This is a genomic window from Pyxidicoccus trucidator, from assembly GCF_010894435.1.
Classification (GTDB): Bacteria; Myxococcota; Myxococcia; order Myxococcales; family Myxococcaceae; genus Myxococcus; species Myxococcus trucidator.
In genome coordinates this window covers 428944-451913 of record NZ_JAAIXZ010000009.1, presented here as the reverse complement: position 1 = coordinate 451913, position 22970 = coordinate 428944, and the positions used below count along the sequence as shown (strand labels likewise).

The 22970-nt window shown below is 71.9% G+C and carries 22 protein-coding genes; 17 read left to right on the top strand and 5 right to left on the bottom strand.

Features of this window, described 5'->3' with window-relative positions; genetic code table 11:
* Positions 1-202 precede the first annotated feature (202 nt).
* The 9 genes from G4D85_RS26290 (at position 203) to G4D85_RS26250 (ending at position 6296) form a co-directional block, all read left to right on the top strand.
* Positions 203-709 (top strand): hypothetical protein, encoded by a 507-nt coding sequence (locus tag G4D85_RS26290; RefSeq protein WP_164016734.1) that lies wholly within the window; start codon positions 203-205, stop codon positions 707-709.
* A gap of 169 nt (positions 710-878) precedes the next feature.
* On the top strand, positions 879-1229 hold the full coding sequence (locus G4D85_RS26285) for a phasin family protein (protein WP_164016733.1): 351 nt from the start codon (positions 879-881) through the stop codon (positions 1227-1229).
* Complete coding sequence (locus tag G4D85_RS26280) at positions 1226-1975, top strand: lytic transglycosylase domain-containing protein (protein ID WP_164016732.1); 750 nt, start codon at positions 1226-1228, stop codon at positions 1973-1975. Before G4D85_RS26285 ends, G4D85_RS26280 begins: the two co-directional genes overlap by 4 nt.
* 127 nt (positions 1976-2102) lie before the next feature.
* Entirely contained in the window at positions 2103-2813 is a 711-nt protein-coding gene (locus G4D85_RS26275) for a hypothetical protein (RefSeq protein ID WP_164016731.1), read from the top strand.
* A 36-nt stretch (positions 2814-2849) separates the two neighbouring features.
* Positions 2850-3314 (top strand): social motility and stimulation tgl protein, encoded by a 465-nt coding sequence (locus G4D85_RS26270; RefSeq protein ID WP_164016730.1) that lies wholly within the window; start codon positions 2850-2852, stop codon positions 3312-3314.
* A gap of 34 nt (positions 3315-3348) precedes the next feature.
* Complete coding sequence (gene tgl / locus G4D85_RS26265; RefSeq protein ID WP_164016729.1) at positions 3349-4110, top strand: social motility TPR repeat lipoprotein Tgl; 762 nt, start codon at positions 3349-3351, stop codon at positions 4108-4110.
* Between the two features lie 21 nt (positions 4111-4131).
* Positions 4132-4518, top strand: coding sequence for a helix-turn-helix domain-containing protein (locus tag G4D85_RS26260; RefSeq protein WP_164016728.1), 387 nt, complete (start codon positions 4132-4134; stop codon positions 4516-4518).
* Positions 4519-4527: 9 nt separating this feature from the next.
* A complete protein-coding gene (gene recO, locus G4D85_RS26255) occupies positions 4528-5262 on the top strand; it encodes a DNA repair protein RecO (protein WP_164016727.1) in 735 nt (244 codons plus the stop codon).
* A gap of 26 nt (positions 5263-5288) precedes the next feature.
* Complete coding sequence (locus tag G4D85_RS26250) at positions 5289-6296, top strand: carbohydrate kinase family protein (RefSeq protein ID WP_164016726.1); 1008 nt, start codon at positions 5289-5291, stop codon at positions 6294-6296.
* A gap of 13 nt (positions 6297-6309) precedes the next feature.
* Here G4D85_RS26250 and G4D85_RS26245 read toward each other — a convergent pair whose 3' ends face one another.
* A complete protein-coding gene (locus tag G4D85_RS26245) occupies positions 6310-6801 on the bottom strand; it encodes a GyrI-like domain-containing protein (RefSeq protein WP_164016725.1) in 492 nt (163 codons plus the stop codon).
* A 55-nt stretch (positions 6802-6856) separates the two neighbouring features.
* On the opposite strand from G4D85_RS26245, the gene G4D85_RS26240 reads away from it, so the two are divergent.
* From G4D85_RS26240 to G4D85_RS26220, 5 genes are all read left to right on the top strand, one after another.
* A complete protein-coding gene (locus tag G4D85_RS26240) occupies positions 6857-7606 on the top strand; it encodes a MerR family transcriptional regulator (protein WP_164016724.1) in 750 nt (249 codons plus the stop codon).
* Positions 7607-7678: 72 nt separating this feature from the next.
* Positions 7679-9535 (top strand): OPT family oligopeptide transporter, encoded by a 1857-nt coding sequence (locus G4D85_RS26235; RefSeq protein WP_164016723.1) that lies wholly within the window; start codon positions 7679-7681, stop codon positions 9533-9535.
* A gap of 15 nt (positions 9536-9550) precedes the next feature.
* Positions 9551-13495, top strand: coding sequence for a serine/threonine-protein kinase (locus tag G4D85_RS26230; protein WP_164016722.1), 3945 nt, complete (start codon positions 9551-9553; stop codon positions 13493-13495).
* Positions 13496-13661: 166 nt separating this feature from the next.
* Entirely contained in the window at positions 13662-15152 is a 1491-nt protein-coding gene (locus tag G4D85_RS26225) for a hypothetical protein (protein WP_164016721.1), read from the top strand.
* Positions 15153-15176: 24 nt separating this feature from the next.
* On the top strand, positions 15177-16547 hold the full coding sequence (locus G4D85_RS26220; protein WP_164016720.1) for a serine/threonine-protein kinase: 1371 nt from the start codon (positions 15177-15179) through the stop codon (positions 16545-16547).
* A 3-nt stretch (positions 16548-16550) separates the two neighbouring features.
* On the opposite strand, the gene G4D85_RS26215 is transcribed toward G4D85_RS26220, so the two are convergent.
* Positions 16551-17975: a sigma 54-interacting transcriptional regulator gene (locus tag G4D85_RS26215; protein WP_164016719.1), complete on the bottom strand. Its 1425-nt coding sequence runs from the start codon at positions 17973-17975 to the stop codon at positions 16551-16553.
* Positions 17976-18094: 119 nt separating this feature from the next.
* On the opposite strand from G4D85_RS26215, the gene G4D85_RS26210 reads away from it, so the two are divergent.
* Positions 18095-18964, top strand: a complete 870-nt coding sequence (locus G4D85_RS26210) for a hypothetical protein (protein ID WP_164016718.1) — start codon at positions 18095-18097, stop codon at positions 18962-18964.
* A gap of 60 nt (positions 18965-19024) precedes the next feature.
* On the opposite strand, the gene G4D85_RS26205 is transcribed toward G4D85_RS26210, so the two are convergent.
* On the bottom strand, positions 19025-19666 hold the full coding sequence (locus G4D85_RS26205; protein WP_164016717.1) for a hypothetical protein: 642 nt from the start codon (positions 19664-19666) through the stop codon (positions 19025-19027).
* A 132-nt stretch (positions 19667-19798) separates the two neighbouring features.
* On the opposite strand from G4D85_RS26205, the gene G4D85_RS26200 reads away from it, so the two are divergent.
* Positions 19799-20527, top strand: a complete 729-nt coding sequence (locus tag G4D85_RS26200; RefSeq protein ID WP_164016716.1) for a TetR/AcrR family transcriptional regulator — start codon at positions 19799-19801, stop codon at positions 20525-20527.
* Positions 20528-20534: 7 nt separating this feature from the next.
* Here G4D85_RS26200 and G4D85_RS26195 read toward each other — a convergent pair whose 3' ends face one another.
* Both G4D85_RS26195 and G4D85_RS26190 read right to left on the bottom strand, forming a co-directional pair.
* Complete coding sequence (locus G4D85_RS26195; protein ID WP_164016715.1) at positions 20535-21344, bottom strand: metal-dependent hydrolase; 810 nt, start codon at positions 21342-21344, stop codon at positions 20535-20537.
* Between the two features lie 99 nt (positions 21345-21443).
* Positions 21444-22313 carry a helix-turn-helix transcriptional regulator gene (locus G4D85_RS26190; RefSeq protein ID WP_240359503.1) on the bottom strand — a complete coding sequence of 290 codons (870 nt, stop codon included), beginning with the start codon at positions 22311-22313 and terminating at the stop codon, positions 21444-21446.
* Between the two features lie 223 nt (positions 22314-22536).
* Between G4D85_RS26190 and G4D85_RS26185 the strand changes: the two genes are divergently transcribed.
* Entirely contained in the window at positions 22537-22851 is a 315-nt protein-coding gene (locus G4D85_RS26185) for an MmcQ/YjbR family DNA-binding protein (protein WP_164016713.1), read from the top strand.
* The last annotated feature ends 119 nt before the right edge of the window (positions 22852-22970 follow it).

The following is a 22970-nucleotide window of genomic DNA, read 5'->3' as shown; positions in this document are numbered from 1 at the left end:
CGCCCGGAAGGGCGCTCCGCTGAAGACTGCCGCCGCCTCCGGTGTCCACACCGGGGCGGCGGTTTTCTTTTTGGCGGGGTATCCGTGATTTCTGCGCAGGTTGACTTGACGGTCATGGCGCGCTGCGTTAAGTCAGGGCACGAAGCTGATTGACGCAGCTGGCTACCGCCCGGCACGACCGGGATGAAAAGGGGAGGACGGTATGACCGCGAAGCACGAGACGACCGAGACCACGACGGAGACCACGAAGGTGGAGGCCACCGCCACCGCCACCGAGGCCGCGAAGAGCGGACTTGCGCAGGTGGAGACGTTCCTGAAGGCGCAGCTGGCCGTGGCGCAGAAGCGCATCGAGGAGCTGGAGGGCGAGGCGCAGAAGGTGGTGAAGACGCTGGAGAGCCGCGGCCAGGAGGCGGCGAAGGAGGCCCAGGTGCTGTGGGGCAAGCTGCAGGCCGGTGAGCTGCTGGCGGACCCGCGCGTGCAGGAGCTGGGCAAGAAGGTGGACGCGGCCGGCACCGAGCTTCGCAAGCGGCTGGACACCGTCCAGACGAAGGTGGTGGAGGCGGTGGGCGTGGCCAGCCAGGCCCAGCTCAAGGACCTCAACAAGGAGCTGGCGAAGCTGTCGCGCAAGGTGGACGCGCTGCTGAAGCCGGTCCGCCGGGTGAGCGGCGCCAAGCCGTCCAGCAGCCCGTCGTCGCCCCCGCGGGCCTGAAGAACGTAGAACCTGTGACGGTGGGTATCACCTCCCCTTTCCTTGAGTGGACTCAGGGCGGGGGAGGGGGCTCACCGTCGTTCCCTTCACGTCGGGGGTGTGCTTACTTCGGCCGTTCCTCGACCCTTCCGGGCCAGGCGGCCCGGGGGACCCACTCCCGGAGAGACCCATGGACAACAAGCCCGAGGCCCCCCGAGAGAAGAACGCCGTCGCGGAGACCTTCGAGAAGCTCTGGAGTCAGGCCCTGCTGGCGGTGAACACGGCGGAGGAGGAAGCCTCCCGCGCCGTGCAGCGCGTGGCGGCGGTGGCCGGCTGGAGCCAGGAAGAGGTGAAGCGGCAGGCGCGTGACTTCACCGAGCGGCTGGCCGGACACCGCAAGGACCTGGAGCACAACGTCGAAGAGCGTGTGCGCCTGGCCCTCACCCGGCTGAAGCTGCCCCGTCGTGAGGAGCTGTCGTCGTTCGGCACGCGGTTGGACCGGCTCGCCGAGCGCATCCAGGAACTGGAGCAGCGCAAGTGAAAGCCCCCGCCCGGACGGGCGGGAGGTCTTTCGGCACGCGGCTCTTCGAACATCTCCACGCCCTGAGCTCTGGCTGCTCCCGGCTCCCGCTGCTGGCGGGGGTGGCGCTCGTCGTGTCCGCGCGGGTGGTGCCGCTGCTGGACCAGCGCCCGGCGCCGCCCGTGGTGCCGGAGGTGGTGGCGGCGGAGCACTCCTCGCCCGAGGCGGCCCTCATCGATGCGGTGCTGGCGCGGCGGGCCCCGGACCTGGGGCTCACCCTGCGCCGGCAGCTCGGGCAGGCCATCGCCGAGGAGGCCCGACTCACGAAGTATGATCCGCTGCTCATCCTGGCCCTCATCGATGTGGAGTCCGACTTCGAGGAGGAGGCCATCTCCGAGAAGGGCGCGCGCGGGCTGATGCAGATCAAGCCGAGCACGCTCCACTTCCTGGCGGAGAAGGCGGGCCTGCGGCTGTCCCGCGAGGAGGTGACGGCGGACCCCGCACTCTGTGTGCGCCTGGGCATCCGCTACCTGAGCTCGCTGCAGGAGCGCTTCGGTGGGGACCTGGAGCTGGCCCTGATGGCCTACAACGCCGGTCCCACCCGCATCCGCACCGCCATCAAACAGGGGGAGCTGGAGCGCTTCCGGCGCTACCCCCGCGCGGTGCGGCGGGACTTCCGGCGCTTCCGCGAAGGCCACGGCCTGGGCGGCGACTGGGCCCTGGCCCAGCGCGAGCTGCCCCCGGAGCCCGTCCAGCCGGCCCCCTGACAGGCGGGTGAATCTCCGGGCGGCCCGGCCGCTCCAACCGGGTACACGCGCGCCTTGTCCCTTCCCCTGGGGTGCGCTAAGCGTTGCAAGTGCCCGGGACTGTTGGAGATTCCCAGGAGAGACCCGCATGAATCGCCTGCTTTCGAGCGTTGCTCTCGCCGTGCTGGCCCTCGCCCCCACCGGGGCGCTCGCCGGCTCCGTCTTCCTCAATGGCGTCAAGATTGACGGCGTCACCAACCAGAAGTTCGAGAAGGCCACCGTCCGCATCGACGAGGCCGGCAATGTCCACATCGACGCGCCCGGCTACGCGGCCCGGGTGACGACGGTGACGCCGCCCGCGCCCGTGGCCACGGCCCCGACGCCGGCCCCCGCGCCGCAGGCGGTGGCTCCCGCGCCCACGGCGCCAGCTCCGGCGGCGGCCCCCGTCGCGGGCGCCGCGCCGGCGGCTCCGGCCGTGGCTCCCTCCCCCACGCCGGGGCGCATCACCCAGCGCTACTTCCTGGTGACGGAGCAGACGGTGCCGGGGATGACCGAGTACGACATCGACGTGTTCGTGAACTCCAAGTGGCTGCAGAAGCTGCGCGGCAACGATGACCAGGTGGTGTCCGACATCACGCGTCACCTGTTGCCCGGGGCGAACACGGTGACGCTGATTGCCCGGAAGGTCCTCACCGGAAGCCGGCGCAGCAATTCGCCCGGCCACGTATTCCGGGTCATCATTGGCGAGGGCAACGAGGGCGGTGGCAATGTGATGATCGACAACCCCCTCATCCGCTTCCAGAAGACGGCGGCGGACGCGCAGGACGCCACGCAGGAGTACACCCTCACCACGCGCTGACGGGCGAGGGGCTTTTCCGGTAACGGAGACACCACCGTGTTCAACCTCGACGAGCGCTACCGCGGCCTGCCCGCCACGCGGGAGCAGATCCTCGCGCTGCACACCTCCCTCAACACGCCGCACGTGGCCATTCCCGGCAAGCAGGCCGGGCCGGCGCAGGCCTTCGTCGTGGGCATTCGCGGCGGGCAGGGCGCCGCCGTCTTCGTGTACCTCTATCTGGCCGAGGCCGGGGACTGCGCGGTGTACCTGTCCGGCCGGCGCAACAGCAACGCGGACGAGTACCGCGAAGACGAGGGCGACGCGCTGGCCTTCGTGGAGTCGCTCGGCTTCATGATGGACGACGCCAACTGGCGCGCCGCGCCGCCCCCACAGCAGGACGAGTGGCTCAAGACGCTGCCCGTGTTCTTCAAGGACCCGAAGCTCGTGCCCGCCGTGGTGGCGCGCGCCGAGGAGAAGAAGAACGTCACCACCACGCTGGGCCGCTTCCTCGCCGCCTTCTGAACCCCCCTTTCTCCCGCTGAGAGCCCATCGCCCCATGTCCCGCCTCGCCCTCGCGTCCTGCTCGCTCGCGCTCCTCCTGGTGTCCGCTGGTTGTGCCCACACTCCGACGGAGAAGGAGCGGCGGAGCGCGGAGATCCACTACGACCTGGCCCTCCAGGCGCAGCAGCAGGGCCACATGCAGGACGCGGTGCGCGAGCTGCAGCAGTCGCTGGAGAATGACCCGGACTACCCCGAGGCCAACAACGCCATGGGGCTGCTGCTGCACCTGGCCTTCCGCCGGCCGGACGAGGCCGTGACCCACTACGAGCGGGCCCTCAAGGTCCGTCCCACGTTCTCCGAGGCGCGCAACAACCTGGCCAACGTGCACCTGGACCAGGGCCGGTATGACCAGGCCATCAAGCTCTACGAGCAGGTCCTCAACGACATGGTCTACCCGACGCCCTACATCGCTCAGGGCAACATGGGCTGGGCGTACTACAAGAAGGGCGAGACGGACCGCGCGCTGGAAAACATCAAGGCGGCGGTGACGACGAACCCCTCGTTCTGCCTCGGCTACAAGAACCTGGGCCTCATCTACGACGAGACGGGGCGCACGGACGACGCCTGCCGCCAGTTCACCCGCTACCGGGAGAGCTGCCCGGAGACGGCGGATGCCTACATGCGCGAGGGCGTGTGCCAGGCGAAGCGGGGCCAGGTGGACGAGGCGAAGGCGGCCTTCGCGGGTTGTGAGACGAAAGCGAAGCCCGCTGAACACCAGATGAAGGATGACTGCCGGAGGTTGCTGGAAAAGCTCTAGCCGGTTGGCTATCTGGACTCCGTGGACCACGTCGAATTCGGCAAGTACCTCAGCCAGCAGAGGGAGCTTCGGGGGCTCTCGCGCGATGACGTCGCGCGGGAGACGAAGATTCCTCCCACCCTCATCGCGGCCCTGGAGGCCGGGCAGGTGGAGCGGCTGCCCTCGCGCATCTTCGTGGTGAACTACATCAAGGCGTACGCGCACGTCATCGGCATGTCCCCCGAGGAGGCGGTGCTCCGCTACGAGGAGGTGGACAAGTCGGTGCCGGCGCCGTCGCCGGTGCAGTTGGAGCAGGAGCGGCGCAAGCGGGCGTACGTGGGGTTGAGCGTGCTGGTGGGGGCCCTGCTGCTGGGCGTGTACCTGTTCCTCGTGCTGAGCGGGAAGCTTCCCTCCCCGCTCATGCGTTGAATCACTCCTATGGAGCGTTTCGACGATGACGCGCTCGTGCTGTCCACCATGGACTACGGGGAGGCGGATCGGCTCGTCACCCTGCTGACGCGTGAGCACGGAAAGCTGACGGCCTTCGCCGCCGGGGCCCGCAAGAGCAAGCGGCGCTTCGCGGGCGCGCTGGAGCCGTTCATGCGGCTGCGCGTGCACATCGTCGAGACGCGCGGCAGCACCGTGCGGCTGGACTCGGCGGACATCGTGTCGGGCTACTACGCGGCGCGGGAGGACCTGTCCCTCATCGCCCGCGCGCTGTACGCGGTGGAGCTGTGCCGCGAGCTGACGAGAGATCATGAGCCGCACCCGGAGCTGTTCCTCCTCCTGGAGGAGTACCTCGTCCGGCTGGACGCGAAGGAGGCCGGGCCCACGTCGCTGCTCGCCTTCGAGCTGTCCGCGCTGGCGCACGCCGGGCTGATGCCGCGCTTCGACACCTGCACGCTGTGCGGCGGAGCACCCGGCGAGCGGCCCCGCTTCGACCAGGCCCACGGCGGCGCGGTGTGCGAGCCCTGTGGCGGCCGCGCGCGCGAGTCGGTGGCGGTGCCGGTGGCGCTGCTGTCGGGCCTGCGCGCGCTGCAGGAGGGCCAGCGCACGCCGCTGCCCGCGGACCTGCGCGCCCGGGCGCGCGGCCTGCTCAACGTCTTCATCTCCCACCACCTCGGCCGGCGCCTCAAGAGCGTGGACTTCATGGCCCAGGTGGGCCTGGACTGACCGGCGCGCCCGGACCTGGAGCAGCGATGAGCGAGGGGACGGTGCCGCCGCTGGATGTGGTGTGCTTCGGCGAGACGCTGGTGGACTTCCTCCCATCCGCTCCGGGCCAGCGCGTGCGCGACGTGCCGGCCTGGCACCCCTGCACGGGCGGCTCGCCGGCCAACGTCGCGGTGGGGCTGGCCCGGCTGGGACTGCGGCCGGCCATGCTGGGCGTGGTGGGCTCCGACGAGTTCGGCCACTTCCTGCGCGAGCGCCTGGCCTCGGAAGGTGTGGACGTCAGCCATCTGCGGCAGACGGCGCAGGCCCGCACCGGACTGGTGTTCATCTCGCTGGATGCACGCGGTGAGCGCAGCTTCACGTACTTCCGGACGCGCTCGGCGGAGTTCCTCCTGGGCGCGGAGGACGTGGACCCGGCCTTCCTGCTGCGGGCGAAGGCCGTGCACTGCGGCTCCAACTCGCTCCACCGGCAAGAGGCCCGCGAGGCCACCCTGCGGATGATGGAGGTGGCGCGAGGCGCGGGCCGCATCGTGAGCTGCGACCCCAACCTGCGCCTGCACGCGTGGGAGGACCCGAGCGAGCTGAAGGGGCAGCTGGGACGCATGCTGCCGCTGTGCACCGTGGTGAAGCTCTCCGAGGAGGAGATTGGCTTCGCCACCGGGACGGAGGCACCGGACGAGGCGCTGGCGCGGCTCGCCGCCCTGGGCATCCCGCTGCCGGTGGTGACGCTGGGCGAGCGGGGCGCGGTGCTGCTGTGGAAGGGCGAGCGCATCCATGTCCCCGCGCCCCGCGTGACGGTGCTGGACACCACCGGCGCCGGGGATGGCTTCGTGGCGGCGCTGCTGCACGGGCTGGTGCGGTGGTACGGAAGCGCGCGGGCGCTGTCGGGCGCCTCGCGCGAGGAGCTCACGGTGCTGGCCACCTTCGCGTGCGAGGTGGGCGCGCGGGTGGTGGAGCGCTTCGGCGCGGTGGAGGGCCTGCCTCGCGCGGAGGAGCTGTCAGCAGTGATGCCCTCGCGCCCGCCCGCCTCCGGGTAGGGGATGCGGAGAACTACTCGTCCGACAGCGGCTTGAGGATGTCGTAGTCGAAGCGCCCGTAGGGCGGCGTCACCTTCTGCCGGCGCTGGTCGTACCGTTCCAGCGCGAGGGCCTCGTCGTGGAGGCGGCGCCCCTGCTCGTCAATCCATCGCGCCAGTCCGAGGTAGGCGGTGTCGATGGCCTCGGCTGTGCCCTGCACCCGCGCCGTCGCGTACGTCCTCGCGGGGAGCACCAGGGCGTGCAGTCCCTCCGGCGGCGTGTCGGACCCTCTCACCTCGGTGCAGGCCCAGTACGTGTAGACGCCGTCGGCGCTCGCGCGCAGGTGGTCGCTCTCCGGGAAGGCGCCGTGGAACACGTCTCGGTCCACGACGTGGGGAATGGCGTCCTGACGCGCGACGAGTTCGAGCCAGGCCATGGGCACGCGGTGGCTCAGCTCACTGCGCCGGCCCACCACCTTGATGCCGACCAGTCGGATTGCACCTCGGGACACGATGGACACGTTCATATGCTCCCCACCCTGCACCTTGAACCAGGTTGAAGCTCAAGGAGAATGCCGCCGCATGCTGACGATTTCCCAGTTCGCGGACCGCAGCGGAATCTCACCGAGCGCGCTGCGCTTCTACGAGCGCAAGGGACTGCTGTCTCCCGCCACCCGGCGCGAGAATGGCTACCGCGCCTATGCCCCCGCCCAGGTGGGGGATGCCCGCTTCATCAGCAGCCTGCGGGCCGCGGGCATCCCCATCTCCGCCATCCGCGAGTTCCTCCGGAAGGACGGGCGGGCTCGCGAGGCGATGCTCTCCACGTGGCGGCAGGACCTGTCCGCACGGCTGCTCTCCCTCCAGGTAGCGGACCAGTACCTGCGGGGGTTGAAGGCGTCGCAGCCCCGCGTCCACCTGGAGCACTGGGCGGAGCCGTCCATGCTCACCTGGTTCCCCGTGAGCGCGCCGGAGGGGCCGCTGCCGTTCCTCTCCCATGTGGCCACGTGTAAGAAGGAGCTGGAGCGTCGGGGTCTCCCCATCCTGACCAGTGGCTACGTCCGCACGCTGGAGGTGGTGGGCGGACAGCTCTCGGGCGAGGTTGGCTTCCGACTCAAGCCCGGGCGGCGGGTGCCACAGGGCGCTCGGCGCCAGGACGTGCCGCCCACGCTCTTCGCCACCCTGGAGTGCACCCTCCGCGACGACCTGGCCGCACACCGGATGTTCCGCTTCCTCGACGAACTCGGCTTCCAGCCCGATGGGCTCCACCTGGAGCGCTACCTGCCGGGCGCGTCGGACCGGTACCTGCTCATGATGGCCGTGCGGCGGCTGTAGCCTGGTCCCAGTCCAGGGGAGCGGGAGGGGGGCTCGTCCCCGGGGGGCGTGGGGTGGAAGGATGGGGGGCTCATGGCCGCCCAGCCCGTACTCCGCCCCACACCCGAGGAAGACGCGCCGACGCCGGCCCCGCTGGCGCTGCTCACCATCCCCGGCGACACGCCCGAGGACTCGGACACGTACTGGCTTCGCGAGGTGTACCAGGCGGACCGCGTTCCCCAATTCACCCTGCGCGCCGTGCTGCTGGGGAGCGGCATCGGCGCCCTCACGTGCGCCACCAACCTCTACGCGGGGTTGAAGCTGGCCATCGTGTTCCCCATCGCCATCACCGCCGCGCTGCTCGCGCATGCGACCCATGGCGGCCTGCGGCGCCTCGCGCCGGGTGTCTCGGGCGCACCGCTGTCCCCGCTGGAGACGTGCTGCGCGCAGGCCGTGGCGTCCTCCGCCGGCTATGCCACGGGCGGCGCGCTCATCTCCGTGCAGGGCGCGTGGCTCCTCACCACCGGGAGTCACCCGCCGGGCTGGGCGCTGCTCGCGTGGACCTTCCTCCTGTCCGCCCTGGGCGTCTTCTTCGCCGTGCCCCTCAAGCGCCGGCTCGTGGACCACGAGCAGCTTCCGTTCGCCACCGGCACCGCCGCCGCTGTCGCCATCCGCGCCCTGCATGCTCCCGGCACCGGAGCCCGCTCGGGCACGCGCATGCTGGGCGTGGGGGGCCTCGTGGCCGGCCTCGTCACCCTCGTCCGGGATGGGCTCGGCCGCCTTCCCTATGCGTTCCCGTTTCCCGGCTCGCTCGGGGGCATGCCCCTGCAGCAACTGGGCTTCGCGCTGGAGACGAGCCTGCTGCCCTTGGGCGGAGGCGCGCTCCTCGGACTTCGCCTCACCGCTTCATGGCTGCTGGGCGCGCTGCTCATCCACGGCGTCGTCGCGCCGCGCATCTTCGCCGCCGGCATCGTCCCCGCTGACGAGAGCTTCCTCGGGTGGAGCCTCTGGCCCGGTGCCGCCGCGCTGACCGCGGCCTCGCTGCTGCACTTCGCCCTGGACGGCCGGGTCCTCGGGCGTGCGCTGCGGGGACTGTTCTCCGGCCGCCGCGCCGCGCCCCACCCGGTGGATGCGCTCCAGGTGCCCGGGCGCTGGGTGCTGGTGGGCGTGGCCGTGCTGACTCCGGCCATCCTCGCCGTGGCGCATGTCGGCTTCGGCGTGCCCGTGGCCCACGCGGCGCTCGCGGTGGCGCTGTCCTTCGTCCTGTGTCTCATCGCCTGCCGCGTCACCGGGGAGACGGATGCGACGCCCGTGGGCCCGCTCCAGCAGGTGACGCAGCTCACCTTCGGCGTGCTGTTGCCTCGCAACGTGGAGGCCAACCTCGCCACCGCTGGCATCACCGTCAACTCGGCCTCGGCCGCGGCGGACCTCCTCAGCGACCTCAAGACGGGACACCTGCTGGGCGCCCACCCGCGACGGCTGTTCCTCGCGCAGTTGTTCGGCGCCCTGGTGGGGGCCGCCGCCGTCGTGCCGCTCTTCTACCTGCTCGTGCCGGACCGCTCCGTCCTGGGCAGTGAGCGCTTCCCCGCGCCCGTCGCCGCGATGACGGCCAGCGTGGCCCAGGTACTGTCCACGGGTGTCGGCAGCCTGGGGCCCGCCACCCGTGCCGCCATGCTGTGGGCCGGCCTGGCCGCCATCCTCCTCACGCTGGCGGAGCGCCGCCTCCCCGAGCGGGCGCGCCAGTGGGTGCCGTCGCCCCTGGGCATGGGCCTGGCCTGCCTGACGCCATTCTCCACCGCGCTGGGGTTCTTCCTGGGGGCGCTGGCCGCGGCCGTGACGCGGCGCCTGCGCCCTTCCGCTGGCGAGGGGGTGGTGACGCTGGCCTCGGGGCTCATCGCGGGCGAGGGACTTGTGGGCGTCGCCATCGTCCTGGCACAGGCCCTCTGGTAACGTGGGCGTCCTCCGATGCGCTGCCCGGTCTGCCATCGCCGCCTCGCCACCGGTGCGGCGTGTCCCGTGCATGGTGAGCGACTGTCGGCTGGCCACTCCGTCGAGCCGTTGCTGCTCCCGGACGTGCCCGGACTGACCTGCGCTGCCCTGCTGGGCAGGGGTGGCTTTTCCCGCGTCTTCACCGCGTACCGCGACGAGGACGGACTCGAGGTGGCCCTCAAGCTGGGCCTGGGGCCCCACCATGAGCGCTTCGCCCGCGAGGCCGCCGCACTGCGGCGCGTGGGCCCGCCCACCGCGCCCGAGCTGCTTGAGTATGGCACCGCCCGGGGCCGGCCATTCCTCGTGCTGGAGCACCTGCATGGACAGACGCTGGCCGCATGGATGGCCGCGCTTCCGGGCACCGGCGCTGCCTCCGTGCCGCGCGTGCGCGAGCTGCTCAGTGGCCTGTGTTCGGCCCTGACGCGTGTCCACGAGGCGGGCCTGGCGCACCGCGACCTCAAGCCGGAGAACATCTTCCTGCGCGAGGGCGGCGCGCTCAGCCTGCTCGACTTCGGCCTCGCGCGCTTCCTCGACGAGCCTGGAGACGGAGCCGTGCCGGACGCGGAGGCCCCGGGCTTCACTCCCGTGGGACAGCGGCTGGGCACGCCCATCTACATGGCGCCCGAGCAGTGCCTCGATGCGCGTGAGGCGGGTACCGCCTCGGACCTCTACACGCTCGGGGTGCTGCTCTTCGAGTTGCTCACCGGCGCGCCGCCCTTCACCGGCGGCTCCGAGGAGATCCGCCACGGACATGTGAGCCTGCGTCCTCCGCGTGTCACGGAGCGCGTGGGCGTCCCCGCCGCGCTCGACGAGGTGCTGCGCCGGTGCCTGGCCAAGTCACCCCAGGAGCGCTTCGCGCGGGCCGGCGACGTGCTCTCCGCCTTCGATGCCGCGTGCCGTGAGGAGGCTTCGGCGGTGGGAGTCTCGCCTTCGGTCGCGGCGCCGGTGGCGGTGCTCTCATCCCTGGGCATCGGGGTGCGGCCCGTGGCGCTGCTGGGCATCCGGTCGGGGCTGGCCGTGGATGCGCTGCTGGCGGCTGTCGAGCCGCAGGGAGGAACGCTCGCGCGGGTGCGGGCGGGCGGCTACGTCGTGGCCTTCTCCGAGTCAATCTCGGCCGAGGCGAACCTGCGCGCGGGCGCGCTCGTCGCGCGCAGGGTGGCGGAGGAGGGAAGGGGAGGTGCCGTCCTCCACCTCGCGGAGCTGCACGTGTTCCCGGGGGTGACCACGACGCGCGTGGCGGGCGCCGCGCTGGAGGCGCTCGCGGAGTGGTGGCCCGAGGACCTTTCTGGCGGAGAGGTCCGTGTCACCGCCGCGGCCTCCGCGCGCCTTGGCCCGGGAGCCACCGAGCCCGTGCCCGCGGATGGCCCCACGCTTCGCGTCGGCAGCCTGCGCCTGCGGCTCCACGACGGTGGCGCGTCCTCGTCCTCATCCGAAGCGCCACCTCTGTCCGGACGTGAAGCCTCGGTGGCGGCGCTGGCGGACGAAGCGGCGCGCTGTCTCGACGAGGGCGTGCCCGGACTGTCTGTCCTCACTGGCGACGTGGGCCACGGCAAGTCCCGTCTCCTGGAGGCGCTGGCCGCGCGGCTCGAGCAGGAGGGGCGTGCCCGGGTGGTCCGCGTGCGCGCGCCCGCGCCGGATGCCGTCACCCAGGAGTCGCTGCACGACACGCTGAAGGCCGCCATCGCGGAGCTGGACTCCGCCGACATGGACGAGAGCGGAGCGCCGCGACACGGCAGAGGCCCACCCGTCGGAATATCGGGCCAGGCCTCCGCGCTGCCGATGCTCCGCCAGCGAGGCTCGCCGCCGCTCGCGGACGTGCGCCATGCCGCCGCGCGTGCCCTGGCCGCCGCGCTCCGTGAGCGTGCGCGACACGAGCCCCTGGTGCTGCTGGTGGATGACGGCCACCTCGCGGACCCCACCAGCCTGGACGCGCTCGAGGTCGCCACGCTCGCCGGCACACGGGCACCGCTCTGGGTCTGCATCGCCGCACGGCCCGCGCTGCTGGGCCTGCGCCCCCACCTGGGCGAGCGCAGCGCCCGTGTCGCGCACCACGCGCTGCCTCCACTGTCCCCCGAGGCCAGCCGCGCGCTCCTGCTGCGCCTGCTCCTCCCCGCCGAGCACATCCCCGAGCCCGTGCTGGCTCGCCTGGAGCAACTCGCGCAGGGCGTGCCCCTGTCGCTGGTGGAACTCGCCGGTGCGCTCCGTGCGGCGGGCGCGCTGCGCGCCTCCCCCGGTGGTGGCTGGTACATCGCGCCAGACGCGTTGCTGGACGTCTCCGTGACGCCCCTCTTCGAGCGCCTCGCCGCGCGTGCCCTCGCTGGACTGCCGGAGGCGCACCGGGTGCTGGCCCGGCTGTGCGCGGTGCTGGGCACGGAGGTCGAGGTGTCCCGCGTGGACGCGGCGCTGCGGCACCTCGACGCGAAGGACGAGCCCGGGCGCGTCGCCTCGCTGGACGCCGGGGCGGGCCTCCAGAGGCTGGCGCGCACGGGGCTGCTGCGTCCGGTGGCTCCGGGCCGCTTCGTCTTCCGTCACCCCCTGCTGCGCGAGGCCCTGGAAGCCCTGCTGCCTCCGCCCACGCGCCGCGCCCTGCACGCCGCCGCGCTGCGCGCCACCCCGAAGGAGGGCCTCGCCGAGCGCCGCCGCCGCGCCCACCATGCCGCGGCCTGTGGCGCCCACGAGGAGGCCACCACCACCTTCCTCGCGCTGGCCGAAGAGGCCCGTCGCGCCCACCTCTCCGTGGAGGCCGAGCAGCACTACACCCGCGCGCTCGCGCTGCTTCCAGAAGGCGACGTTGAGCGACGCTCCCGCGCGCTGGCCGGGCGGGGACGGGTGCGGCACCGGCTCCAGCGCTTCCGCGAGGGACTCGCCGACCTGGCCTCCGCGCGAGTCCTGGCCGAGGCCCGCGGGGACGTGGCCCTGCAGGTGGACCTCTTGCTGGAAGAGGCCACCTCGCGCGACTGGATGGAGGACATCGACGGCTCCACCTCGTGCACGCGCGATGCGCTGGAGCGAATCGAGCAGCTCGATGACCCGCGACTGTCCCTGCGCTGCACCCTGGCCCGGGGCCGGCTGCACATCCGCCAGGGCGAGTGGGGCAGCGCGGCGCGCATCCTCACCTCGGCGGTGGAGGGCGCGGAGCTGGCCCGGGAGCACGAGACGGGAGTGGTCGCCGGCGCGCTGCTGGGCTCGGCCCTGACGTTCCTCGACAGGACGGAGGAGGCCGCCACGCGCTTCGACGAGGCGCTGGTCCGCTGCGAGGAGGCCGGCGACGCGCTGCACCTCGCGGCCACCCTCATCAACCGCGTGCTGCTCTGGCTGCGCCTGGGCGACGTGGCGCGGATGGAGGAGGACCTGCGGCGCGCCATGGCCCTGGGCCGCGAGCTGGGCCACGCCCAGGTGGAGCGCTGGTCCACCTTCAACCTCGCGGAGGTGCTCTACATGCAGGGCCGCCTGGAAGAGGCGCTGCCGCTGGCCCGCCGCGTCCACGAGCTGGGCGTCCGCTTCTTCCGCGAGCACCCGGTGCCGGTGGACGCGCTGCTCCTCGCCCGCATCGGCGCCGCGCTGGGGGACCTGGACGAGGCCACGCGCCAGCTCCGATGGATTGAGACGCACTGCGCTCCCGAGTCCCTGCCTCCCACCGCCGTCATGCGTCGCCTGGTCGAGCTCCAGGTTCGCGAGGCGCGGCCGGGCGGCGCGGCTCCGGACTCGCGGGCCTGGCACGCACTGGTAGAGGACGCGGCCACGTACGCGTCGGACGACGAGAAGGCGGAAATCATCCTCCAGGCCGCCCGGGGCGCGCTCCAGGCGGGGCTCAAACAAGAGGCCCAGGGTTGGCTGGAGCGGGCCGAGCGCGCCGTGGAGGGCGCTCCCCTGTGGCGCCCGCGCCTGGAGTCCCTGAGGGCGTCCCTGTGCGCCCTGTAGCGCGAGACGTCACAACCCGCCGCGCCTGTGGCATTCCGCGCTACAAACGAAGGGTGGGGGACAGGGCCGTTCTTCAGGTGAACAGTGGTTTTCCGGATGCTGGCTCGGCACGTGCTTGCTCCGGGACATCCCGTCCATGTCCCAGACTCCGCTGGAGAAAAGCTCCATGGCCATCCGTTCGTGTCGCTCCCTGTTGGTCCCTGTGTCCCTGCTGGTACTTGCCTTCGCCGGCTGTGGAACCGCGATTCACGATGAGGACGGGTCCCTATCGCCCTCTACACAGCAGTCGGAAATCCGCATCGCGAACTCGCTGACCACGCAGGCGCTGGTCCTCAACGCCATCTCCGCGAACATCGACTCCAACCGGAAGCTGTCCCTGCAATCCCTCCAGTCGCTCTTCGACCCCGTGAGCGGGGACGTCAACACCCGCAGGCGGCTGGGAGACCCGAACGCGCAGCAGTTCATGTCGTACCTGGTGGGCTGCGCGCTGAAGCAGGGCGACTTCATCAACTGGTTCGACCCGCTGACCTACACCCCGCGGAAGTGGTACGGCCAGGCAGGGCTCTGCCCGGCGTGGGCCGGCGGGGTGCCGACACCGGACTGCCTGGAGCGCGTCTCCTCGTGCCTCCTCGCGCGCAACAACGCCCTGGGCCGCCGCGTGGAGCTGTCCATGCGAGGCGAGCACCGGACGTACGCGACGGGGCCCAACATCTACACGCTGGAGGCGAAGACGCGTCCCGCCGACCACCACCCGGCCACCGGCCAGCCGCTGGACAGCTTCCTGTCGTGCAACCCGACGACGCAGCAGGGGCCCGCGCGTGACTGCGGCTGGACGGCGGACGGCATCGGCTACTGCACGGCGAGCGGTCTGGTGCAGGTGGGGGCGGGCGGCCTCACGTCCTGCCCCGGCCCCGCACCCGTGCTGGGCTCCAGCAACATGCAGACGGTGCTCCGCGTGTGCTCGGGTGTGAATGGCTGCGACCACGACGACGAGCGCAACCTCGGTGAGGCGACGGGGAGCTGTGCTGGAGCGTCTCCGGTGCCGGTGGTGTCCTTCACCTGCACGGCAGGGCAGTACTTCAGCGTGATGGCGGCGCCGTTCTCGGCCAGCACGACCAGCGTCCTGCTCCCGGACGTGGCGGTGTCGCCAGACAGCGTCGTCCGCTACGGCCTGGCTGAGACGGAGGTGTATGCCGAGCGCGAGGGCGCCTTCTACGGCAACGTGTTCGACTCCAAGGCGCTGGCTCGCGGAGTGAACGTGGAGGTGGTGCAGTACGGGAAGGGTCAGGAGGCGCGGTACGTGGTGGTGGGCGCCGACGTGCAGATTCAGGGCTCCATCTACACGCGGATGTTCTCCTGCTACGACCCGGCGTGGGCGAGCGGGGCCGCCTACTCCTCCAACCGGGTCTGCGCGCTGCCGGGCGCCAACGCCAACTGCGCGGCGACGGTGACGGGCGCGTGCTTCAAGTCCCTCAACCCGCCCATGCCCGGCAGGTGCGCCGTCCAGGAAGGCCCGATGACGACAGGCGACAGGGACTACGAGCAGTGCCAGGACACGCTGGGGAACGTGTGGCAGCACCCGGTGACGACCTTCCTCCATTCCGCGTGCGACACGGTGCAGCCGCGCACGGGCGCGCCGACCTGCGAGCGGACGTAGCGGCGCACACCCCGGGAGTGCCAGGTGCCAGGCGGAGAAGAGCCACTCTACGGTGAGGAGCTGGGGGCCGGTGCCCTGGTGGGGCATTGGGTGGTGGAGCGCGTCCACTACCGGGGGCCTGTCTCCACGCTCTACCGTGCGAAGGACACCCGCACGGGCGCGCCCGCGGCGCTGAAGGTGCTGCACCCGCAGGCGGCCCTGGCCACCATCGCGCTGCGCCGCTTCCGCCGTGAGGCGGCGACGCTCCAGCGGCTGAGCCACCCGCACATCGTCGAGGTGCTCGGCCACGGGGAGCTGCCGGACGGCCGGGCCTTCATCGCCATGGAGTGGCTGGAGGGCCGGGACCTGGCCGCGGAGCTGGCCGCGCGCGGGCCGCTGTCCCCCGGCGAGGCGCTGGAGGTGCTGGAGCAGGTGGGCGCCGCGCTCCGGGCCGCGCACGGCGCGGGCGTGGTGCACCGGGACTTGAAGGTCCAGAACGTGGTGCGCCTGTCGGGCCGGGGCGAGGCGCTCCACGTGAAGCTGGTGGACTTCGGCGTGGCGAAGGGCCTGACGCCGGACTCGCCCGGGGCCTCCACGCTCACGCACACCGGCGTGGCGCTGGGCACTCCGCTGTCCATGGCGCCCGAGCAGATTCGAGGCGAGGTTCCGGATGCGCGCACGGACCTCTATGCGGTGGGCGTGCTCCTCTTCCAGCTCGTCACGGGGCAGCCGCCGTTCCAGGGCACCACGCGGCACGAGGTGGAGGAGCAGCACCTGCACGCGCCGCCCCCACGCCCGGGAGAGCGCGCCCCCGTGCCGGCCGCGCTGGACACGGTGGTGCTTCGCTGCCTGGCGAAGCGACGCGAGGACCGCTACCCGGACGTGGACGCGCTGCTGGACGCGCTGCGAGACGCGGTGCGGGGCGGACGCGCGCCGGCCCGCGAGGGGTACGCGGTGGCGTTGTACGCGGAGGCCCGGCTCCAGGGCACGCCCGACGTGGCCTCGCTGGAGCGGCTGGACGCGCTGCTGGAGCGCGCGGGCGCGGCGGCGCGACAGGCCGGCCTGGAGGTGCGGGTCGACGGAAGCGGCTGTGTGCTGGCCCTGGCCACGCTCCCCGAGGAAGAGGCGTGTGAGCGGGCCGTCCGCGAGCGCGTGCTGTCCGCGGCGCTGGCGCTGGTGAAGGACGGGGACGCCTCCGACGACACCCGGCGGGTGGAGCTGGCCGTCACCGTCCACGTGGCCCGGCTGCCCACGGAGGAGGGCGGGGGAGGACTGCTGCACCTGCCCGCGTGGGCGGCGGCGTCGCCAGAGTCGGGACTCACCGTCACGGAGGCGGCGCTGCGCGGGCTGGAGCCGGGCTTCGTCACGGAGCCCGGAGTCCTGGAGGGCCGGCTGCGCGTCACCGGCTCTCGCTGACGCTCACGGCTTGATGCCGTGCCTGCGCAGCAGCCGGTAGAGGTGGACGCGGTCCATGCCGGCGGTGACGGCGGCCTGGGCCACCTTGCCCTGGTGCTTCTCCAGCAGCGCGCGCAGGTAGCGCCGCTCGAAGTCGTCCACCATGCGGCGGCGCTGGTCCGCGTACGGCTGCGAGGGGTCCACCTCCAGCGGGCCTCCGTGCAGCGCCTCCTCCTCGGTGAGGTCCACGGCCTCCTCGAAGACGAGGCAGCGCTCCAGGTAGTTGCGCAGCTCGCGCACGTTGCCCGGCCAGGCCGCGTGCCTCAGCCGTGCGATGAAGTCCTGCGTGCGCAGTGCCCCGGTCCGCTCCCGGTCCGCGCCCAGCGAGTCGAGGATGCCCTCCACGAGCATCGGCAGGTCCTCCGGACGCTGGCGCAGGGGCGGCAGGGAGATGCGCAGCACCGCCAGCCGGAAGAACAGGTCCGAGCGGAAGCGCCCCGCATTCACCTCGGCGCGCACGTCCCGGTGCGTGGCGGCGACGAGGCGCACGTCCACCGGCAGATGCGTGTTGCTGCCCACGCGGCGGATCTCCCGGTTCTCCAGCACGCGCAGCAGCTTGGGCTGCAGCTCCGCGGGCAGCTCGCCAATCTCGTCCAGGAAGACGGTGCCGCCCACGGCCTCCTCGAAGGCGCCCACGCGGCGATGGAGCGCGCCGGTGAAGGCGCCCTTCTCATGGCCGAACAGCTCGCTCTCCAGCAGGTGCGCGGGAATGGCGCCGCAGTCCACCACGAGGAAGGGCGCGTCCCTCCGGCGGCTGGCCTGGTGGATGGCGAGGGCCGCCTGACTCTTGCCGGTGCCCGTCTCGCCCTCCAGCAGCACCGTCACGTCGCGCGCGGCCGCGCGCTCCATCATCGCGAAGCACCCGCGCATGGCCACCGACGCGCCCACCAGCGTGCCGAAGCGCGTGCTCTCCGACAGGGGCAGCCGGTTGTTCTCCGCGCTGAAGTCGAAGCGCAGCACCACGCGTCCCAGCCGCAGCAGGCTGCCGCTGCGCAGCACGCCCTCCACCACCTGCACGCCGTCCACGATGACGCCGTTGAGGCTGTCCAGGTCCTTCACCTGGGGGCCTCGGGGGCCGATGCGCACCTCGCAGTGGAAGCGCGACACCGTGGAGTCATCCAGCGCGAAGTCGTTGAGCGGGTGCGAGCCCACCGAGCAGGTGTCCACCGTGGACTCCCACATCGTGCCCGCGCCGGGGCCTTCGGCCACGGTGAGCCGGAAGCGGCGCACGGTGGAGGCGTCGTAGGCCCGTCGTGCATGCTCGTACGGCAGCGTCACGTGGAGCGCTTCGTCTCCGCCGTCCTCGGCTTCGGCTTCCTGTGTCCAGGGCTGCTCCCCCTTCACTTCCGGCGAGGAGTGAGCGGCCCGGGGGCGGTCCAGTGCAGACATGAAATTGAAGATATCATGTGCCCCGACGTCCGGGCCCCCAACCTCGTGCCGCCCGGCGCGGCGAGGGCCGGGCGGGCAGGCACCGCCGCCACTCGAAGCCCACCCCAAGAGGAAGGCCGATGAGAGCGCGGCTGCTCGCCACCTGCGGCAACGGGGCGGAGGACGTGCGCGCGGCGTTCGACGCCAGCCCGCTGCAGGGCTCGGACGTCAACCTCTTTGTCATCCTGTTACTGGAGTCGCGCGAGGTCGTGACGATTGAGCAGGAGCACGGCTGGCCCGCTCGGACTCCAACGCCGACGGGTCCGCCCCTACCCGGTGTGCAAGGAGGCCCATGGCGTCATCATGACGGCATGAGCCGTCCTGGTGATTCGAAGTGGCCGTGCCGTGCGCGCAGCGCGGTGTCGTTCCTCGCGGCGTGGCTGGTGCTCGGCGTGGGGCTGGTCTCCACGGACGGCGAGGCCGCCCGGCGAGGGAGACGGGGCCGCGAGCCGAAGCCGGAGCGGCTCCAACTGGCGACGCGGCCGTATGACGGAACGTTCCTGTCCATGGGCCTCAACCTGGGCATGGGCGGTGACGAGCCCGAGGCCGCGGATGAGCTGTTCCCCACCGGCAACCTGTACCCGGTGCTGGGAGTCGAGGCGAGCATGGTGAAGCTCAACTCGAGGGACCTCGTGTGGCTTGGCGGCTACGTGGACCTCGTGCACTCGCTGCCCAACCGGGCCACGCGCATGAGCCTCGGGCCAGAGGTGGGCTGGGGGCCGATAGGGCTGGACCTCGGCGTGGTGGGCGAGCTGAGCCGGGGACGTTTCGGTGGCGGCTTCCAGGTGCGGGGCCTGCTGACCATCGCGTATGTCGCCGGCTACGCGAGCTTCCAGGGCATGTACGACCCCCAGCTGCGGGGCTTCCGGGAGTCGACCCAGGTGGGTCTGCTTCTGAAGCTGCCGTTCGTCATGGAAATCACCGGCGACTCCTGGTCCTCGGGGCGGTGACGTCCCGCCGCGCCGCCTGGCAGCCCGGGCCGAAGCCGGGCGCCAGGCATGGCGAATGGCTTAGAGGACGACGAGCAGACCCAGCGAGGCCGTGGGGTACACCGGCTTCAGCCGCAGGTCGCCGGCGCGGAGCTCCAAGTCACGCACATCCGTGAAGGTGAAGCCCGGGCCGACGCGCGCGGAGAGGCCCACGCGCCCGGCGCCCGGCCGCCACATGAGGCCCGCCGCGGGCTCCACGAAGGCCGCCGTCGTGGCCGCCTCGGAGGGGCCGTCGCCAGTGCGGCTCACGAACTCCTCGACGCCCACCGTCAGCCCCACGAAGGGGCGCAGCGTCCCGTTGGCGAAGGAGCCCAGCGTGTAGCGGGTATCCACGCCCACCGCGTAGTTCAGCTTCACCTCGGTGAGGCCCACGCCGTCGAAGCGCGTCTTCGCGCCAAGGGAGTTGCCCCACTGGCCGGCGCGGCCCATCAGCCCGAAGGAGAACGGCCCCTCCATGGAGGGGGCGATGTCCAGGCGGATGCCGTACATGGAGCCGTCCAGGGCGGGCGGCGACACCTCCATGAGGAGCGCGGCCCGGCGCTCGCGCTCGCTGGCGGGAATCTGCTCGCCCGCGTCGTCCGCCAGCACGGGCGCGGCCAGCAGGGGAACCACCATCAGGACGGCCTTGGACACATTCACGGCATTCAGGGACGAGACGCGCATCGGTTGCCTCCAGGCTTTAGTTGTTTGACTAAATTAGCTACACGACTAACTAAAGCTGGTGACGCGCGATGTCAAGGCTGCCTGGCGGGCTGCTCCCTTGCGGGCCTACATCGCCTGACCTATGGGAATGGGATGGCTCGTCCTCGCAGCGGCACGAAGTCGCCCGGCGCATCCGCGGAACCTGATGCCCGGGAGCGCCTCATCACCGCCGGCTACCGGGTGCTCGCGGAGCGTGGGTACGAAGCGACGACGGTGAAGGAGGTGGCGCGCGAGGCCGGAGTGAATCAGGGCCTGGTGCACTACTACTTCGGCAGCAAGGACGCGCTGCTGCTGGCCGTCGCGAAGGAGGCCCGCCAGCAGTACATGCTCGAGCTGAAGCGGCTGCGCCAGGAGACTCCGACCGAGCAGCTCGCCGCCGCGAGCTTCGCGTGGGGAGAGAAGCTGCTGAAGGAGACGCCCGAGCAGTTCCGCGTGCGCTACGAGCTGTTCGCCATGGGGCTGCACAACAAGGACCTGAAGCCCGCGGTGGCGGAGTCCCTGCAGTGCGTGGGCGAGGAGGTGGCGCTCACCGTGGCCGCCGTGCGCAATGGCGAGGGGGCGAAGCCCGAGCCGGTGGACCACCACTACGCCGCCATCATCAAGGCGTGCGTGGACGGGCTGGCACTGCACCACCTGCTCGACGAGCGCTTCGACCCCGCGCCCGTGTACGCGCTGCTGAGTCAGATTGTCCTCGCGAGCGTGGCGGGCCCGGCCGGGAAGAAGCCGGCGGCGCGAAAGTCGAAGGGCCAGGCGCGGCGGGGGAGGGTGCCCGCACCGCGCCGGAAGACGTCACGCAAGAGCGGCGGCCCGCGTTCCCGCTGACCGCTGTTCAGAGCGCCGTGTCCTGCCCCGGCGTGAGGAAGCGAACGCGCTTGTCCCCGGCGAAGGCGGCGCGCACCTCGGGCTCCTCCGCGAGCGGCTCGAAGGTGCCGAAGTGCATGGGGATGATGATGGAGGGCTTGAAGTACTTTCGCATGGCGCGCGCGGCCGTCTTCGGATCCAGTCCCCAGCGACCGCCCCCGGTGGTGAGCAGCACGATGTCCGGGTGGTACAGCTCCTGGATGAGGGCCATGTCCCCGAAGAGCCACGTGTCGCCCGTGTGGTACAGCGAGCGCCCGTCCGAGAAGGTCACCACGTAGCCGAGCGGCCGCCCTCCCGGGTCCGTCGAGTGCATCGCCGGCACCGCGTGCACCGTGACGTCGCCCAGTCGGAACGAGCCGCCCACGTTGACGCTGTGCTGCTGCGCCTCGGGAATCTTCATCGCGCGCAGGTGCTCGCCGGTGCTGACCACCAGGGCTCCACTCACGCGGGCCAGCTCGGGCACGTCCGGCGCGTGGTCTCCATGCGCGTGCGTCACCAGGATGGCCGCCGGCTTCGCGTCCTCCTGCCCGAAGCGGGACAGCTCCTTCCACGCCGCCGGAGTCCTCGGGTTCTCCTTCAGCCACGGGTCGATGAGGAGCCGCGTGCCGCCCGGAGAGACCACCTCGAACGCCGCATGGCCGAGCCACGTCACCCGCAGGCCACTGACGACACGCGGCTGGGGGCTGCCGTTCGCGGGCTCCGAGGCCAGGACGGAGACAGGGGCTGCCAGCAGGCACGCGGACAGGAACAGGGGCCATCGAACAGGGAAACCACGCATCGTCACTCCTCGTCGGGGAAGCGGGCCGCGCGGGTCCACGGGCGCGGCGAGGTGCTGGACGGGAGGGATAGCGGGAGCTGGGCCGGCAACGCTTGGGCGTTATTGACACACGGCCCGGGCGTACTGGCCCGGAGTGAGGCCGACGATGCGCTTGAAGTGCCGGTTGAGCTGGCTCTGGTCGTAGAGGCCCACCTCGGCCGCGACGTCTCCGGCCGCCATCCCTCGCGACAGCAGCACCTTCGCCCGTGCCACGCGCAGGTGCGTGACGTACTCGTGCGGGGGCAGGCCGAACTCGGCGCGGAACACGCGCAGCAGGTGGAAGCGATTCAGGCCCACGCTGCTCGCGAGCGCCTCCAGGCCCACGTTCTCCGCGAAGCACGCGCGCAGGTGCTCTCGCGCTCGCAGCGCCGCGGGACGGTGCTCGGGGCACCCGGACGGCGAGCGCTCCGCGTACTCCGTGAGCAGCGCGTCGAGTGTCTCCGCCAGCAGCGACTCACACTCCAGCCTGTCCTCGGAGCGTCGTGCCAGCGCCGCATGCAGTGCCAGTGCGGCGGCCTCGCAGCGTCCCGTGCCCCGGCTCAGCGCGGCGCTCAGGTGGGGAGACGCGGGGAGCCCGAGCAGCCGCGCGGCCTCGTCCACCAGCCCGGGCGCGAAGGCCACGGACTCCGCCGTGACGGGCGCATGCACGCGGACGTCACGGTGGACCTCGCCCGGCTCCTTGAGCTTGAGCTGCCTTCCGGGCGAATGCGTCCACACGCGCTTGCGGTACCAGAAGTCGAAGGCCCCCGCATGCGTCACGCCGATGGCGTACTGGATGGAGTGGCCGGACCACAGCCGAGTGTCCGCCTCCACGCGCACCACCTGCACGCCCGGCAGCAGGGGCGGGCACCAGAGCGACACGGTGGGGACGACAGCACTCCGCATGCCCGGGAGGGTAACGAATTTCCAATCCCCGGGCGCGCTGTCCATGCTTGCGTGCGGCCTCCACGGAGGAACACGAACCATGGCGACACGGGGCACCCGGAGCACAGTGCGTAAAGCCGCAGGAGCACGGCCCCCCGCGGCACAGGGAACCCGGAGCACGGCGCGCAAGGCAGCAGGAGCACGGACCCCCGCGACACAGGCCACCAAGAGCACGGCCCGCGGAAGCAAGAAGCCAGGGCTCACCTTCGACGCGGTCCGAGAGCTCGCGATGGCGCTGCCCGGCATGGAGGAGGGCACCGCCTACGGCACGCCGGCCTTGCGGGTGCGCAAGAAGTTCATCGCGCGCCTCCACCCGGATGGCGAGTCCCTGGTCCTCAAGGTGGACCCCGAGGCCCGCGAGGTGCTCACCCGCGCCGAGCCGGAGACCTTCTACTTCACCGAACACTACGCCGGTTACCCCGAGTACCTCCTCGTCCGACTGTCGAAGGTCCGACGAGAGGTTCTGGTGAAGCTCGTCGAGGAGGCCTGGCGGGCGGCGGCCTCCAAGCGCCACCTGGCGGAGCGGGAGAAGCAACCCGGGTAGGGGACGTCCTGGCGCCGCTGTTTCCGTGCCAACACCCCGCCCCGGGGTCCGTCGCGCGAGGGAGGATGCGTGACACCGTATTCCGGCGGGAGAAAGCGCCGGAGCCGGCATATGCTGAC

What these genes read in the sequence shown, in the direction of transcription:
- G4D85_RS26290 (WP_164016734.1), top strand. Translation starts at nt 203, where the DNA reads ATGACCGCGAAGCACGAGACGACCGAGACCACGACGGAGACCACGAAG.
- G4D85_RS26285 (WP_164016733.1), top strand. Translation starts at nt 879, where the DNA reads ATGGACAACAAGCCCGAGGCCCCCCGAGAGAAGAACGCCGTCGCGGAG.
- G4D85_RS26275 (WP_164016731.1), top strand. Translation starts at nt 2,103, where the DNA reads ATGAATCGCCTGCTTTCGAGCGTTGCTCTCGCCGTGCTGGCCCTCGCC.
- tgl (WP_164016729.1), top strand. Translation starts at nt 3,349, where the DNA reads ATGTCCCGCCTCGCCCTCGCGTCCTGCTCGCTCGCGCTCCTCCTGGTG.
- recO (WP_164016727.1), top strand. Translation starts at nt 4,528, where the DNA reads ATGGAGCGTTTCGACGATGACGCGCTCGTGCTGTCCACCATGGACTAC.
- G4D85_RS26250 (WP_164016726.1), top strand. Translation starts at nt 5,289, where the DNA reads ATGAGCGAGGGGACGGTGCCGCCGCTGGATGTGGTGTGCTTCGGCGAG.
- G4D85_RS26245 (WP_164016725.1), bottom strand. Translation starts at nt 6,801, where the DNA reads ATGAACGTGTCCATCGTGTCCCGAGGTGCAATCCGACTGGTCGGCATC.
- G4D85_RS26240 (WP_164016724.1), top strand. Translation starts at nt 6,857, where the DNA reads ATGCTGACGATTTCCCAGTTCGCGGACCGCAGCGGAATCTCACCGAGC.
- G4D85_RS26235 (WP_164016723.1), top strand. Translation starts at nt 7,679, where the DNA reads ATGGCCGCCCAGCCCGTACTCCGCCCCACACCCGAGGAAGACGCGCCG.
- G4D85_RS26230 (WP_164016722.1), top strand. Translation starts at nt 9,551, where the DNA reads ATGCGCTGCCCGGTCTGCCATCGCCGCCTCGCCACCGGTGCGGCGTGT.
- G4D85_RS26225 (WP_164016721.1), top strand. Translation starts at nt 13,662, where the DNA reads ATGGCCATCCGTTCGTGTCGCTCCCTGTTGGTCCCTGTGTCCCTGCTG.
- G4D85_RS26215 (WP_164016719.1), bottom strand. Translation starts at nt 17,975, where the DNA reads ATGTCTGCACTGGACCGCCCCCGGGCCGCTCACTCCTCGCCGGAAGTG.
- G4D85_RS26210 (WP_164016718.1), top strand. Translation starts at nt 18,095, where the DNA reads ATGAGAGCGCGGCTGCTCGCCACCTGCGGCAACGGGGCGGAGGACGTG.
- G4D85_RS26205 (WP_164016717.1), bottom strand. Translation starts at nt 19,666, where the DNA reads ATGCGCGTCTCGTCCCTGAATGCCGTGAATGTGTCCAAGGCCGTCCTG.
- G4D85_RS26200 (WP_164016716.1), top strand. Translation starts at nt 19,799, where the DNA reads ATGGCTCGTCCTCGCAGCGGCACGAAGTCGCCCGGCGCATCCGCGGAA.
- G4D85_RS26195 (WP_164016715.1), bottom strand. Translation starts at nt 21,344, where the DNA reads ATGCGTGGTTTCCCTGTTCGATGGCCCCTGTTCCTGTCCGCGTGCCTG.
- G4D85_RS26190 (WP_240359503.1), bottom strand. Translation starts at nt 22,313, where the DNA reads ATGGACAGCGCGCCCGGGGATTGGAAATTCGTTACCCTCCCGGGCATG.
- G4D85_RS26185 (WP_164016713.1), top strand. Translation starts at nt 22,537, where the DNA reads ATGGCGCTGCCCGGCATGGAGGAGGGCACCGCCTACGGCACGCCGGCC.